This window comes from Mangrovimonas xylaniphaga, from assembly GCF_001280435.1.
In the GTDB taxonomy this organism is placed as follows: domain Bacteria; phylum Bacteroidota; class Bacteroidia; order Flavobacteriales; family Flavobacteriaceae; genus Mangrovimonas_A; species Mangrovimonas_A xylaniphaga.
Genome location: NZ_LBIP01000016.1, coordinates 79,153 through 94,041, shown reverse-complemented (window position 1 = coordinate 94,041; position 14,889 = coordinate 79,153). Strand labels below are relative to the sequence as shown.

11 protein-coding genes are annotated in these 14,889 nt (G+C 38.5%); 1 reads left to right on the top strand and 10 read right to left on the bottom strand.

What is annotated here, in order from left to right:
* Positions 1–28 precede the first annotated feature (28 nt).
* Positions 29–748: a septal ring lytic transglycosylase RlpA family protein gene (locus tag ZA06_RS09155; protein WP_053977310.1), complete on the bottom strand. Its 720-nt coding sequence runs from the start codon at positions 746–748 to the stop codon at positions 29–31.
* Positions 749–987: 239 nt separating this feature from the next.
* On the opposite strand from ZA06_RS09155, the gene ZA06_RS09150 reads away from it, so the two are divergent.
* Entirely contained in the window at positions 988–2,238 is a 1,251-nt protein-coding gene (locus tag ZA06_RS09150; protein ID WP_157503203.1) for a LamG-like jellyroll fold domain-containing protein, read from the top strand.
* A 90-nt stretch (positions 2,239–2,328) separates the two neighbouring features.
* Here ZA06_RS09150 and ZA06_RS09145 read toward each other — a convergent pair whose 3' ends face one another.
* The 9 genes from ZA06_RS09145 to uvrA all read right to left on the bottom strand — a co-directional run bounded on the left by ZA06_RS09145 (position 2,329) and on the right by uvrA (position 14,807).
* On the bottom strand, positions 2,329–2,805 hold the full coding sequence (locus ZA06_RS09145; protein ID WP_053977169.1) for a hypothetical protein: 477 nt from the start codon (positions 2,803–2,805) through the stop codon (positions 2,329–2,331).
* 13 nt (positions 2,806–2,818) lie between these two features.
* On the bottom strand, positions 2,819–3,091 hold the full coding sequence (locus ZA06_RS09140) for a DUF202 domain-containing protein (protein ID WP_053977168.1): 273 nt from the start codon (positions 3,089–3,091) through the stop codon (positions 2,819–2,821).
* A complete protein-coding gene (locus tag ZA06_RS09135; RefSeq protein WP_053977167.1) occupies positions 3,088–3,471 on the bottom strand; it encodes a DoxX family protein in 384 nt (127 codons plus the stop codon). The genes ZA06_RS09140 and ZA06_RS09135 overlap by 4 nt, the downstream gene beginning before the upstream one ends.
* A gap of 8 nt (positions 3,472–3,479) precedes the next feature.
* Positions 3,480–5,090 carry a class I SAM-dependent methyltransferase gene (locus ZA06_RS09130; RefSeq protein WP_053977166.1) on the bottom strand — a complete coding sequence of 537 codons (1,611 nt, stop codon included), beginning with the start codon at positions 5,088–5,090 and terminating at the stop codon, positions 3,480–3,482.
* An 86-nt stretch (positions 5,091–5,176) separates the two neighbouring features.
* A complete protein-coding gene (locus ZA06_RS09125; RefSeq protein WP_053977165.1) occupies positions 5,177–7,588 on the bottom strand; it encodes an alpha-ketoacid dehydrogenase subunit alpha/beta in 2,412 nt (803 codons plus the stop codon).
* A gap of 155 nt (positions 7,589–7,743) precedes the next feature.
* Complete coding sequence (locus ZA06_RS09120; protein WP_240472231.1) at positions 7,744–10,503, bottom strand: gluzincin family metallopeptidase; 2,760 nt, start codon at positions 10,501–10,503, stop codon at positions 7,744–7,746.
* 313 nt (positions 10,504–10,816) lie between these two features.
* The gene (locus ZA06_RS09115; protein ID WP_053977164.1) at positions 10,817–11,503 is read right to left on the bottom strand and encodes an LOG family protein; all 687 of its coding nucleotides are present in this window, start codon (positions 11,501–11,503) and stop codon (positions 10,817–10,819) included.
* Positions 11,504–11,690: 187 nt separating this feature from the next.
* Positions 11,691–11,858 carry a lmo0937 family membrane protein gene (locus ZA06_RS16920; protein ID WP_123812133.1) on the bottom strand — a complete coding sequence of 56 codons (168 nt, stop codon included), beginning with the start codon at positions 11,856–11,858 and terminating at the stop codon, positions 11,691–11,693.
* Between the two features lie 117 nt (positions 11,859–11,975).
* Positions 11,976–14,807 carry an excinuclease ABC subunit UvrA gene (gene uvrA / locus ZA06_RS09110; RefSeq protein ID WP_053977163.1) on the bottom strand — a complete coding sequence of 944 codons (2,832 nt, stop codon included), beginning with the start codon at positions 14,805–14,807 and terminating at the stop codon, positions 11,976–11,978.
* Between the last annotated feature and the right edge of the window lie 82 nt (positions 14,808–14,889).

Below are 14,889 nucleotides of genomic sequence, written 5' to 3'. Positions count from 1 at the left end.
TTTTTAATTATAGCTTTTGGTATATGATTTAAGAAGTGGTAAGATCCACTATAAAACAGTCTGGATATTTTTCTTCAACCTTATCTCTGAAATTTTCAGCTTTACTACGGGTGTTGAATTTTCCCAAAATCAGGGAATAGATTTTTACACCATTAATGGTTTTTACCTGAACGGTAACTTCTTTTTGATAGCTTACTTTTAGGTTGTCGGCCAGACGAATAAGGTTGGCCAGCTCTTGGAAACTGCCTATCTGAACGCCAATCCAATCTGGTTTTACTCTATCAATCGCTAGTTCGTAAAACTCAGATTCTATGGGGGCTGCGGTTACGGGATTAGGACTCTCGGAAGTGTTTTCCGGAGTAACTGCGATGGTTTCTTCTGTAGTTTGGATGGACAAATCTCCAGCATCCAATACTTCTATAACAACATCGGCAACTCCAGCGGCTACAAAATCCAATTTTTCCGCGATAGACTTTGACAGATCAATAATACGGCCGCTTACAAAGGGACCTCTATCGTTTACTTTTACATAGGCCGTTTTGTTATTGGCAAGGTTGGTCACTTTTAGCATGGTGCCAAAAGGCAAACTTCTGTGGGCTGCCGTAGCATTTTTGTGCGAATAGGGCTCTCCACTTGCAGTTAAGCGTCCTTCAAATTTATCGCCGTAAAAGGAGGCTTTACCAGTCTGTACCTGAGCGGAAAGGAGTGAGGTGAACATGGCAAATGCTAATAAAATAATAGGTTTCATGGGGTTTTGGGGCATTGATTAGTTAAACTGACCGGCAAGATACAGAAAGTAGATAAGAAAATTCAAGTAAGAATTATAAGATTATTCTAAAGAAATCTAAAGTGTTTTAGGAAAGTGTGCCTTTAAAAATTACGTTTGTGGTAGTGTTTTGGAATTGTAAGGTTAAATAAGGGTTAATCGTTTTTGTCTTAACATAACTCTTGTTTGGAATTGATTTTTTTTGCAAAAAAAATAAAATTATGATTAAACAATTACACAGAAAAATAGCGGTGTCAGCTTTAATGGCGGGTTCGTTTTTGATTGGAAATGCTCAAACAGGAATTCATTTTGATGGGGAGGATGATTACATTCAAGGAAATACAGTACCTGTTCAAGGAACTGATCCTCGAACTATTGAGGCATGGATTAAAACGACTAAAAATTCGACGGCTTATAATGCAGACACTAATCCAACTGGAGAAGGACAGAGTGTGATATGTGATTGGGGAAAGGAGAGTAAGGGTAATCGATTTACATTTAATATTTTACCTAATAATGCTTTAAGACTTGAAGTCAATGGGGGAGGTGTAAATGGTGTTAAATCTGTAAATGATGGTTTATGGCACCATGTGGCTGTGGTTTTTGAGTCTTCTACTTCAACGAATCATTCTGTGAAATTTTATGTGGATGGAAAATTGGATGCAGAAACGACTCTTGCTAAATATGCGTATACGTCCTCTTATGGCGAAAAACTTAAAATAGGAGTGAGAGTTGATGGGGTTAACTTTTTTAGAGGTGAGATGGATGAGTTGAGAATTTGGAATAAAGTATTGAGTCTGGAAGAGTTAAAAAGTAGAATGTACACAGAACTTTGTGGAGACGAAACTGGTTTGGTTGCTTATTATCCATTTAATGAAGGAATTCCTAATGCCGATAATTCTGGAGTTAGTACAACTGTAGATGGAAGTCCAACAGCAGATACGGGAACTTTAAAGAATTTTGCATTGACGGGAACTACTTCAAACTGGGTAACAGGACGCTCTTTAGTTTCGGTTGAAGATAACACCTTATCAGCAAACCAAGAGGAAGCTAGTTATCAATGGTTAGACTGCGCGAATGCCAATACAGCTATAGAAGGAGCTATTGGGCAAACTTTTACACCAGAGGCATCTGGAACTTATGCTGTTGAAGTGACAGTAGGAACTTGTGTAACTACTTCAGAATGTGTGACAGTAGATATAAATGCATTGGGGCTTGAAGAAAATTTAATGGACACTTTAAAAGTATTCCCTAATCCAACTTCAGAAAACTTAAATGTTGCTTTAAATGGTGTTTATCAAACAGTAGAGGCACAATTGGTGTCTATTACAGGAAAAGTGGTAGGGCAATATCAATTTAACAATACTAACGAGTTTCAAATTGAATTGAGCCAGTTTAATTCTGGAGTATATTTCTTGAACTTAAAGGCAGACCAATTGGATGCCGTAACAATAAAAGTTGTTAAGATGTAATCGAAAGATTATGCCTTTAGTGATGAAGCCAATGCACTTGCATTGGCTTTTTTTTGCGGCATTAAATTGAAAGGATAATTGGGTTTTGAATCATTCAGTTAACGCTTCCAATTCTAAAGTATAGTCGTATTGTAAATCTTCGTGCAACACGGGAATTTTCTTTTTGAGCCCATTTATTTGCCGGTCGAATAGATTGTTTAAAGTGACATTTTCAAATATAGAAGGGCTAAAGTCCTTAAGTTTATGGCAGAAATAGAGCAGTAATTCCACTTCGGTTTCCTTTTTAAGGGAATAACGAATATACTTCTGCACGCTTCTTAAAATTTTACGCACACTTTTTTTGATGTAGAAATAGCTGTTGGTATTGATCTGTTCAAATTGGGAGTCCATATCCATTTTTACAGCATCAATGTAGCCTTGTTCGTCATGCGATTCAAAAAGGAGGTATGTAAGTAACTCTTTGTTTTCCTTTTTAAAACGAGCCAAGCGAAGGCATAGGTTGGTGAGCTCTTCATGGCTTCGGTGCTGCAATTCTTTTTTGATATTAGAAACGGTTTCTGTGTGCATAAATGATGTTTAATCAGGCATTGTAGTGTTTTCTAATCAATCGTCTCACGTAAATTAAACGAACAATGCCAATGGAAAGAATAATGGGAGCAACAGTAATAAGAATGATTCCAAAGGGTTTCATACTGTTGAAAATTTCGATTTTTAAAATGGTGATACCCGTTCCCAAAAACACGATTGCAGTTCTAAAATACGCCAAAAAGGTGCGCTCATTGGCAAGTTTAGTACGCTCAATAGCTAGCCAATCGCGAGTGATTAATTTAGGTTTGGTTTCCGAAGTGTTCATTTTTTTAAACGATTATCCAAAGAGTAACTCCCAGGTCCCATTAAAAATATAGCGATATAAGCAGCAAGATACAACAAGGCTTTTTCTTTATTCCCAATAGGGTCTTGTAAATGGACTACAAAGGCAGCAACTGCCATGGTGATGATTATTGGAATGCTGCTCAGTTTGGTTTTAATACCTAAAATTACAGCTATTGGAGCTAAAACTTCGGCTATTAATGTCAATATTAAGGAAGTGGTAGCCCCCAAACCTATGGGGTCTGCAAATTCAATGGGTGTTGCAAAAAGTCTTGGAATTTTAGGAATGCCATGTGTGAGCATTAATCCTGAAAACACAACTCTTAAAATTAGTAAGGCAAAATCTGAATGTGGTTTTTTCATATAATGGGCTAGGATGAAACTCCTTTAAATAAATTAATACTTACTGTTGCTAGGTCACTATTGGGGAATTTGGAGGTATACTGTGCTACCGGGGCCAATCCAGCCTCTTTCGCCAAGGCTATAAAGATATCAATTTCCAAGATATATTGGTCGCTATAGCCATGGGTGGCGTCATAGGCAGTAGCTGGGGTTTTGCCTAGGTTTTTGCTTATCAATTCTGGAGCAATAGTGTGCAATTCTATAATTAGCAGGCCAAACCGCTCCACATAGGGTTTCCAGCGCTGAAAATGTTCTAGGAGCGAATCTTCCACCAAGCTATTTTGAAGACGCTCACCTTTATAAGCGAAAGCACCAGAAGAGATACTGGTTCTTTGGGTAGGATTTTGTGGCGCTGTCCAAATCCTGTTGTGGTCTAAAAAGGTTCTTACATTCAATAAATCTCCTAAATCGATACCATAATCTTCTTTTAGGTCTTGAGCCAATAAATCAGGTCTGCCTACATCGCCCCAAATCACTTTGGCCCAAATATCGGCAGAAATTAAATTGGCTCTGGTGACTTTCAATGCAGCTTGGTTCAAGTCGGCACCAACCAAAAGTAAAGGATGTTCCTCTAGCATTTTTCCTCTTAGGGTTTGGTGTTCGATGACATCGAAAATATGTTGAAGAAAAGCTCCGTTACCACAGCCCATGTCTAAAATTCCTTTTGGTTGCTCATCGATGGGTTTGTTGAACAATTCAATAATCACTTCATCTATGACCTTGAAATAGGTGGAATGGGCGCCACCGCTGCCCCAAACATTCATTTCTCTGTCTACATGCTTTTCCGTTTCGTTTATATTATCGGTTTTTAAGATGATGGGATTTCCAAAAATAAGCGCTTCAAGATTTATAAAGGTAGGGAGGTAGGATACGGTAACGCCATAAGCAGTGGCTCGCTTGGCAAAAAACAGACCTGTATCAGTAAATTGATAAGTGTTCTTTTTTTTGGTAAACCATCCCAAATAGGCAAAAAAGTCTAGGATCTTTTTAAAACTTTCAGGGTTTCTATGGTATTCTTCTGCAGTAAAAGAGGCTTCCATAAAGTATTTGTGGAACAGCCCGCGAACTCCCATCAGCACAATAATAGGGGCTACTATTACACCTTCGATATGTTTCAGAATTTGGAATTCCAGACTATCTTCTGGCGGTTTTTTCAATCCAAAATGATTTTCATAGTTCTTGAAAATACGTTCCAATGCTAAAAAGGCATCCGGACCAATGCGTTCCTCTGGAAATTTCACGGAATAGGATAGGAGTTGAACAGCTTCTTTGTACAATGGAATGAGTTGAAAAGCCTTTTTACTTTGGTCATTAATAGCGTACTGAATGGTATTGTTCTTTGTTATTGGTTCTTGGTTCAGCCAGCCTTGAGCACAAAGAATTCGCAGAGCCACATTTAAATAGCCCTCATTTGCCTTGAATTTTACCGTAAGTTGTTCTAGATCTACTTGTTGCTGTTGCAATATGTAATTGAGCACACCCTTTTCATGCAATGCATGGGCAGTGGTAGCCGTAGCAATACCGTCAAGATGCCTAAAAATAGTGCTTCTTAACCGCTGTTTGTCATGTTGAGTAAGCATACAAGGAATGTGAGTTCCTTATAAATATAAAAAAACCTTTTAGGAAGTCCTAAAAGGTTTTGTATATAAAGTTGATAATAAATTGCTTATCTCAAACTTGGGAAGTTTGTAGGGTTTGTTTCATGCATCATGTTGTAAACCGCTTCAAAAATGTCTTCGGCAGAAGGTTTTGAGAAATAGTCACCATCTGTACCGTAGGCAGGTCTGTGCTGTTTAGCTGTCAATGTCTGAGGTTGACTGTCTAAATATTGGAAAGCATTTTGGGTATTCAAAATTTCATCCAAAATATAAGACGAAGCACCTCCAGGAACATCCTCGTCAATTACCATCAAACGATTTGTTTTTTGAACACTTTTCAGGATGTCGTGGTTCAAATCGAATGGTAACAATGACTGTACATCAATAACTTCAGCATCAATACCAACTTCCAATAAATCCTTAGCTGTTTGCGCTACAATATTTAAAGTCGATCCGTAAGACACCAAAGTAATATCTGCACCTTCCTTAACGGTTTCCACGACACCAATAGGTGTTTTGAACTCCCCAAGGTTTTCTGGCATTTTTTCTTTAAGTCGGTATCCGTTTAGGCATTCCACAATCAAAGCAGGCTCGTCACTTTCCAACAATGTGTTGTAGAAACCAGCAGCTTTGGTCATGTTGCGAGGTACTAAAACATGCATACCGCGAACCAAATTGATGATACCTCCCATTTGGGAACCAGAGTGCCAAATACCTTCCAGTCTGTGGCCTCGGGTTCTAACAATTAAAGGCGCTTTTTGTCTACCGGCCGTACGATAATGTAGCGTAGCCAAATCGTCACTCATAATTTGAAGTGCGTACATTAGGTAGTCCAAATATTGGATTTCGGCAATGGGTCTTAAACCTCTCATGGCCATTCCAATTCCTTGTCCTAAAATGGTAGCTTCTCTAATTCCTGCATCAGAAATACGGAGGTCTCCGTATTTTTCTTGTAAGCCTTCCAAACCTTGGTTAACATCTCCAATATTTCCAGAATCTTCACCAAAAATCAAAGTGTTTGGATATTTGTTGAAGATAGCATCGAAGTTATCACGGATCACCACACGGCCATCTACATCAGTTGTATTATCAGCATAACTAGGAACAACTTCTTTTACATTTAAAGCCGACTTTTCATTTTCTGAATATAGATGTGAACTGTATTTAGGTTGTACCTCTTCAAAAAACTTGTTGATCCAATTTTGAAGGGCTGTTTTTTCAGCAGTATTTTCTGTAATTACGTAACGTAACGCCTTTCTAGCTACAGAAATAACATCTTTTCGAATCGGTTCTTTTTTTTCTGAAAGCTCATTGGCCAATTTGCTAATAAATGCCTTGTTGTGGCTAGAATTTGCCAATTGGTTAAGCAAGGTGATAGCTTGCTGTTGTTCTTTTTTTATAGGCTTTAGATAAGCATCCCAAGCCAGATTTTTGATGTTTCTAACATCTTTCTTTATGGTCTTTTCTATCTCGCGCAATTCTTCTTCGGTTGCCATATTGTTGGCAAGCATCCATTCGCGCATTTTTGAGATACAGTCGTGCTCTGTTTCCCATTCCAAACGGTCTTTACTCTTATAACGCTCATGCGATCCTGAAGTAGAGTGCCCTTGTGGTTGGGTCAATTCCAACACGTGAATCAATACAGGTACGTGCTCTTCTCTGGCGATGCGAGCCGCTTCTTGATACGTTTCAATCAAAGCTACATAATCCCAACCGTTTACTTTTAGGATTTCATAACCATTACCGTTTTCATCTCTTTGGAATCCTTTTAATATCTCGGAAATACTCTCCTTGGTAGTTTGATATTTGGCGTGAACTGAAATACCGTATTCGTCATCCCAAACACTAATTACCATAGGCACTTGTAATACACCGGCAGCATTGATGGTTTCAAAAAACAAACCTTCACTGGTACTAGCGTTACCAATGGTTCCCCAAGCTACTTCGTTTCCTTTTACAGAAAAGTTAGTAGTATCAATTCCTTTTACATTTCGGTAGATTTTAGAGGCTTGTGCCAATCCCAACAATCGTGGCATTTGCCCAGCGGTAGGAGAGATGTCGGCACTGGAGTTCTTTTGTTTGGTCAAGTCCTTCCAATTGCCATTGGCATCTAAACTATGGGTGCCAAAGTGACCTCCCATTTGACGTCCAGCAGACATTGGATCGGCTTCAAGGCTAGGATGCGCATATAAACCAGCAAAAAACTGTTGCACGGTCAATTCGCCAATGGCCATCATAAAAGTTTGGTCTCTGTAATAGCCAGATCTAAAGTCTCCATTTTTGAAAGCTTTGGCCCAGGCTAATTGAGGTACTTCCTTTCCGTCTCCAAAAATTCCAAACTTAGCTTTCCCAGTAAGTACTTCTCTTCTTCCTAGCAAACTACACTCTCTACTGGTGACAGCAGTTTTATAATCGTTGATAACTTCTTGTTTAAAATCATCAAAGGTTATGTCTTGTATAGTGGTTGTTTCAGTTTGCATAGTGTCGATTTTATAGTTGTTGCAAATTTAGGTAATCTTTCGAAGCTTTACAACGATGGAATGTGTTATAATTTTGATGATTTGATAAGGAAAATACTCTTTTTTTGTAAAAAAATTATAATAATGCAAAAAATAGCATTTTCGCTGAGAAATCGCTAAAACCACCTTCTGCGGAACAGTCCCAGAAGCGCTTTAGGGTCTACCGTAAACTTGAAGCGAATTTTTTGGTCGTATTCCGGTTGGCCTACTTCCCATCCTAAATTGGAATAGATGGGGAAGTAGATTTCAAAATAATCGGTGACCAAATCAAGTTTGATACCCGAGTCGTAGACAAATTCGGCATTATTATATTTGTTTTTTACAACTCCCATGTCTCCATAGGCTTCAATATAGCGCCAAATGGTGGTACTCAGGTTCATGGTTGCCATCCATTGGTTGGCAAATGCCGGATCCAATTTCGATTTAAAACCTCCTTCCGCAATGATAATTTGCTGACTGAAAATCCCTGATTGCTCAGAGCGTCCCAAATAATCATAATCAAAAAGGTAGTCCGTAGGTCTATCTAGTGCAAAACTAAAATAATCGGAATCATCTGCGTTGTTGTTGTAGATAAAAGTTCCGGCAAAGAATCTTAAATTTAATTGGCGGTTGTTTTGGTAAAGCTTTCTGTACTCATAATTCACGGCCAACTTTCCAAATTTGTCAGCCAACTGAAAATCGGTATACCATTTGGAATAGTTCACCAAACCTGGGTTAGCGTAGATGTAGCGTATGTTGAAAACACCATAATCCGGCGTTTCGGACGGTACTACTAAAGGATCGTTATAGGTTCTTGATATATCTACATAGCGCATGTTGATATATTGCGATTGGTTGGATCTAAAGTTCTTGTCATCCCTAAAACTAAAGGTTAGGGAAGGAGTGAAAATAGACACAAAGGCATCTTTAGCAAAAGAAGAATAGCTGGAATGTAAGCCGTATGTAATGTTGTATAAATCCTGATTTTCCAAATTATGAGTATAGGATACGGATGCGGACCCCGTTAAAATATTGGAATGGGTAGCGTATTTAGGTGAAAACTTATAGTTGAGACGCTTGCGTAATAAGGTTTTATTGTAGAGTTTGGTACCAAGGGTTAAACCATCGTAAATATTGCGGTATTCAATAATTGGCATCACGAATACTTGGTTATAATTAGGATCTTCAATATCCTTGAATAGGCGAATTTGCAAAGGTTTGTTATTAAAAAACCAGCCTTTGGGAGATTTCCAATTGTCTCTTAGGTTGATTTCAGGAATAACTTTATCATAGTTAAGTACCAATTTGTCAATACTGTCTTCTGGAATTTTAATGGTCCTGCTGCCATGAATATTCTCAATCCAAGTTTTGGAAAGCACACTGTCCTCTGCCATTGTAAAAAAGGATACCGGCATCGAGTTATGCCGTTTATTTTTTATGGTCAGGCTTATCGAATCATTTTCGCGTTTTACATTTTTGATTTTAAAATCAATTTTCTTCCTCGTATTGATGTAATCTTCAAAGAACCAATCAATGTCTTTGGAGGTGTTTTGTTTCAATAGGGCTTCAAAATCTTTGGAATAAGAAAGCTGTTCATGATGTGCTTCAAAATATTGGGAAATGGTTTGGTCCAAAATTTCAGGTTGGATAAAATCGCCCAAATACTTCAGACCAACTCCTGCTTTATATTTACCCGCAATATTGGCATTGAATTTTAATAGGGAATCTTTGGGCATGGTAAGCGGTTGATCTCTATTGGTACGTGCCATTTGCATGAAAAACAAGTTGTATTGATCGTTGTACTTAAGGTCTGAAGCGTGAAAAGCCCGGATTCCCCAAATGTCTGCCAACATCCCTAGAAATTTCATGTCTGGGTAATACTCCTCAATATATTTCATCAAGAAGTACACTTGCAACCCATCCTTAAACCAATAATCATCCCTTGGATTGAGCAATAAGGTGTTTTCAAGATAATTGTTCAGGGCTGTTTTCAATAACTTTAATTCATACTGAAATCCATCGGGGAAAGGTCGAATAAAGTTTGGCAACTGGTTGAGTCCGTACAGCGGATTCTTTTTGTACTCGATTTCTGTAAGTAAAAGGCGATCATGTGGATATGGAATCATGTTCTCACTCATAAAGTTGACAATTTTGTCCACAACTAAGGCTCTTTCATGAGGTTTTAGCCCGCCGTCATCAATGTTGGTAACCACCGTGACATTATTGGCTTTTACATATTTATAATTAGGGAATTTCGTTAAAACAAAATTGGTGTTTACCCTGTTTTTACCATTCAAAACTACAGTTTGTGTAGAGTCTGTTTGTCTTAAAGAAATGGTATTTAGTTCAGAAATCAAGGCATAGTTTCTAGGGTGTACTACTTCCAAGGTTATTTCGGCAGGTGGTGTATAGAAATCATCCAAGTTTTTATTACTGTAATAATGCCATTCGCCATCATATACGGCTGGTGCCAAATACCAATACTTCAGATTAAAATCCATACCGTCAGAGACCCCATAACCTGTAAAAGTGTTATTGGGAACCAGTAGGTTGTAATGTAAAATAATAGTATAGTTTTCGCCAGGAGGCAAAGGCGTATTCAAATCTATTTTCAAAACATCTAGATGGTCCTTTATTCGGTCGTAAGGTAACTCAACACCCAAGGTGTCCTTTACCGAAGTTACAATGGTATAGCCACGTTGGTCGCTTTTGGCAAAGTGGAACTTGTTATTGAATTCTTCCGTAAAACGAGTGGCCAAAGGCGTGTTTTTGGTAGAATAACTATTGTTCCAGTCGTTTAGGTAGATGGTTTTTAAGGTGTCCTTTGAGGTATTCTTCCAAGCAATGTACTGCTTAATTTGAATGGTTTTGTTGGGAACATCGAAAATGGCTTGCATCTCAATTTTGTTTTGAGAAAAAGCGGAGGTGCTAATCAAGAGCACGAGAATGAGTTTGAAATATATTTTCAATGTGCTAGAACAATCATTAATCGGCTTGCCAAAGGCACAAAACATGACAAAAGGCAAGTTACTTTACTAACGTATTTTTTTTAATTATAGTTTTTTGGAGAGTTACAAAACGCCCTGCATCCTTCCATATAAAATATAATATTACAAAGTTTTGTGTGAAAAGAAAACCTTTAATATCATAGATTTAATGTTGAAACCTGTTGTTTTTGTTATGTTGTTTTGATACAAGGAGTTAAGTGTGTTAGAAATTTGGACTCAAGTTGAATTCTTGGTAGAATTCATCTAGAATATCAATAACTTCTTCCGGGGTGTCCACAATATGAAAAAGGTCTAAATCTTCTGGGCTGATGTTGCCAGCTTCCAAAAGGGTAGATTTGATCCAATCCATGAGGCCGTTCCAAAATTCGCTCACCACCAAAATAATGGGGAAACGCTCAATTTTGTGGGTCTGAATAAGGGTGATGGATTCAAACAATTCATCCAAAGTTCCAAAACCTCCGGGCATCACTACAAAGCCTTGTGAGTATTTTACAAACATGACCTTTCGCACGAAGAAATAGTCAAAATCCAAGCTCTTATCAGAATCGATATAAGGGTTGTCATGTTGTTCGAACGGTAATTCTATGTTGAGTCCTACCGAAGTGCCTCCGGCAATATGGGCACCTTTGTTCCCAGCTTCCATAATACCGGGGCCACCACCTGTAATGATACCGTAGCCTTGGTTGACAATTTTCTCGGCAATGTTTTCGGCCAGTTTATAATATTTGTGGTCAGGTTTTGTTCTGGCCGATCCAAAGATGGATACACAGGGACCTATAAGGCTTAACTTTTCGTAGCCATTAACAAATTCCCCCATGATTTTAAAAATGGCCCATGAATCATTGGTTTTTATCTCGTTCCATCGTCTGTGATGTTGTTCTCTGGTCATATTTGAAATTTTAAAAAGGTATCAGGGCGTTGTATTCAAAATTCTTAAAACTGCCCTTTTTTAAGGATTTCAAGATACAAATTAAAATTTGGTAAGCATGTTAAATGGGAGTGACTTTACGGTAAAAAAAGAGACGGAATGAATTCCGCCTTTTCTTAATTTGAAAGTTATTTATATAAAGATGTTTCTATAATGGTTTCCTGCCAGAGATGATGTTGTAAAGAATTGCGATAACGGCAATAACGAGCAAAATATGGATTAAGCTACTAGTTCCAATTCCTTCCACGATCCCGAAAAATCCCAGAATCCAAACAAGGATACAAATAACGGCAACAAGCCAAAGTATACTTCTCATAATAGTTGTGGTTTTGATGTTATGATACTAATATACTAAAGAATTTTCCTAAATAATAGTAAAATGTTGATTTTTACTAGTTTAAATTGTTGAAAACTAATTTTTTATCAAAAAATATTACTCCAATTCTTTCTTAAGAAACCTGGCTGTATGGCTTTTTTTGTTTTTGATAATCTCTTCAGGAGTACCTTCCGCAATAATTTGTCCGCCACCTTTTCCGCCTTCATAACCAACATCGATAATATGGTCAACGGTTTTAATGACATCCAAGTTATGTTCTATAATCAGTACGGTGTTGCCTTTGTCAACCAATTTGTTAAGTACCAGCATCAACACACGGATATCTTCAAAATGCAATCCTGTAGTAGGTTCATCCAAAATGTAGAAGGTGTTACCGGTGTCCCGTTTGCTCAATTCTGTAGCCAGTTTGATGCGTTGGGCTTCCCCTCCAGAAAGCGTGGTACTCTGTTGCCCCAATGTGATGTAGCCCAATCCAACATCCTGAATAGTTTTCAGTTTTTTATGGATTTTAGGAATATGCTCAAAGAAGTCTACTGCTTCGTTAATAGTCATGTTCAAGACATCACTAATCGATTTGCCTTTGTAACGAATTTCTAAAGTTTCCCTGTTGAAACGTTTCCCTTGACAGGTTTCGCACTCAACGTAAACATCAGGTAAAAAGTTCATTTCAATCACTCGAAGTCCACCACCTTGGCAGGTTTCACAACGCCCACCTTTCACATTAAAGCTAAAACGTCCAGGTTTGTAGCCACGAATCATGGCTTCCGGTACTTTGGCAAATAAACTACGTATTTCGCTAAAGGTTCCAGTGTAAGTCGCAGGATTACTTCTTGGGGTACGCCCAATAGGGGATTGGTTGATATCGATAACTTTGTCAATATGCTCCAATCCTTTGATGCTTTTATAAGGCATCGGTTTTTTAACCCCGTTAAAATAATGGGCATTCATAATAGGGTAGAGGGTTTCGTTGATCAAGGTGGATTTTCCACTTCCTGACACCCCCGTAACACCTATCATTTTTCCTAGAGGAAAAGTTACCGATACATTTTTGAGGTTGTTTCCTGTGCAGCCTTTCAACTCGATGGATTTTCCGTTGCCTTTACGGCGTTTTTTAGGAATTTCAATCTGTTTGCAGCCGTTTAGATAATCGGCGGTAAGGGTGTGATGGGTTTTGAGTTCTTCGGGAGTTCCAATACTAATGATTTCCCCACCGTGTTTTCCTGCTTTTGGACCAATATCGATTACATAATCGGCACGTTCTATCATGTCCTTATCGTGTTCTACCACAATCACAGAATTACCTATATCTCTAAGTGACACCAAGGAATTGATCAATTTTTCGTTGTCACGTTGGTGCAATCCTATACTTGGTTCATCCAAGATATAAAGTACACCCACCAATTGTGAACCAATTTGTGTGGCTAATCTTATACGCTGCGCCTCGCCTCCAGAAAGCGATTTTGAGCTGCGGTTTAGGGAAAGATAATCCAGTCCCACATCCAGCAAAAACTGAAGTCGGGCCTTGATTTCCTTGATAATTTCTTCTGAAATTTTAAGCTGCTTGTCACTGAGGTGATTGTGTAAATCTGCAAACCATTGGGACAGATCCACAATGTCCTTATGTGCCAAATCGGCAATGCTCAATCCGTTGACCTTGAAGTATAGGGATTCTTTTCTCAGTCGAGATCCTTCACATTCGTCACAAACCACTTTGTCCATGTATTCCTTGGCCCATCTTTTCAAGGAGGTAGAATCGGAATTATGGTACTGACTTTCTATAAATTTAGCAACCCCTTCAAAATCGATTTTATAATCGCGGGTCACGCCTAAAGTTTTACTTTGGATGGAGAACTTTTCATTGCCTCCATAAAGAATCATTTGTTTGGCTTCCTCGGGAATGTCTTTGTAAGGGGTGTTAAGGTCGAAATTGAAGCGTTGACCAATAACCTCCAATTGTTTGAAAATCCAACTGTTTTTTTGAGGTCCATGAGGCGCTAAAGCGCCATTTTTAATGGAGAGTGTATCGTCTGGAACAATTTTCTTTTCATTGACTTGATACAGTCTGCCAATCCCATTACACTTTGGACAGGCACCTTTAGGTGAGTTGAATGAAAAGTTGTTGGGTTCTGGATTGGGGTAAGAAATACCGGAAGAAGGACACATTAAATTTCTACTGAAATAACGCGCTTCCTGAGTGTCTTGGTCCAAAATCATCAAGACATCATCACCATGGTACATGGCCGTATTGATGGTTTCTGTCAAGCGTTTATCGTTGTCGGCCGAAGCATCAATTTTCAATCGGTCGATGACAATTTCGATATCGTGGGTTTTGTATCGGTCAAGTTTCATGCCTTTTACAAGGTCCTTGATTTCACCATCGGTACGTACTTTTACAAAGCCTTGTTTGGCAATCTGTTCAAACAACTCGCGGTAGTGTCCTTTACGTGATCTGATGACAGGCGCCAAAATATTGATGCGTTTGCCTTCGTAACTTTCTGTGATAAGTGCTTTGATTTGCTCATCGCTATAGCTCACCATTTTTTCACCAGTATTGTAGCTATAAGCATCACTAGCCCTGGCAAAAAGCAATCTCAGGAAATCATAGATTTCTGTGATGGTTCCCACGGTGGATCTTGGCGATTTACTTGTGGTTTTTTGCTCAATGGCAATCACAGGGGAAAGACCGTCAATCTTATCTACATCGGGGCGTTCCAAGCCACCCAAAAATTGGCGGGCATAGGCCGAAAAGGTCTCAATATAGCGACGCTGTCCTTCGGCGTAAATGGTGTCGAAAGCCAAAGACGACTTCCCACTTCCAGAAAGTCCAGTAATGACTACCAACTGCTCCCTTGGGATGGTAACATCGATGTTTTTTAAATTGTGCACACGGGCACCCTTAACTTCAATATGTTCTTCAAATGCGCTCATAAAATTGGCAAAGTTGCAAAGGTACAGATTATGAACTGAAAAAGGAAGTATCCCTTATTTTGTATACTGTTAATTATTGTAA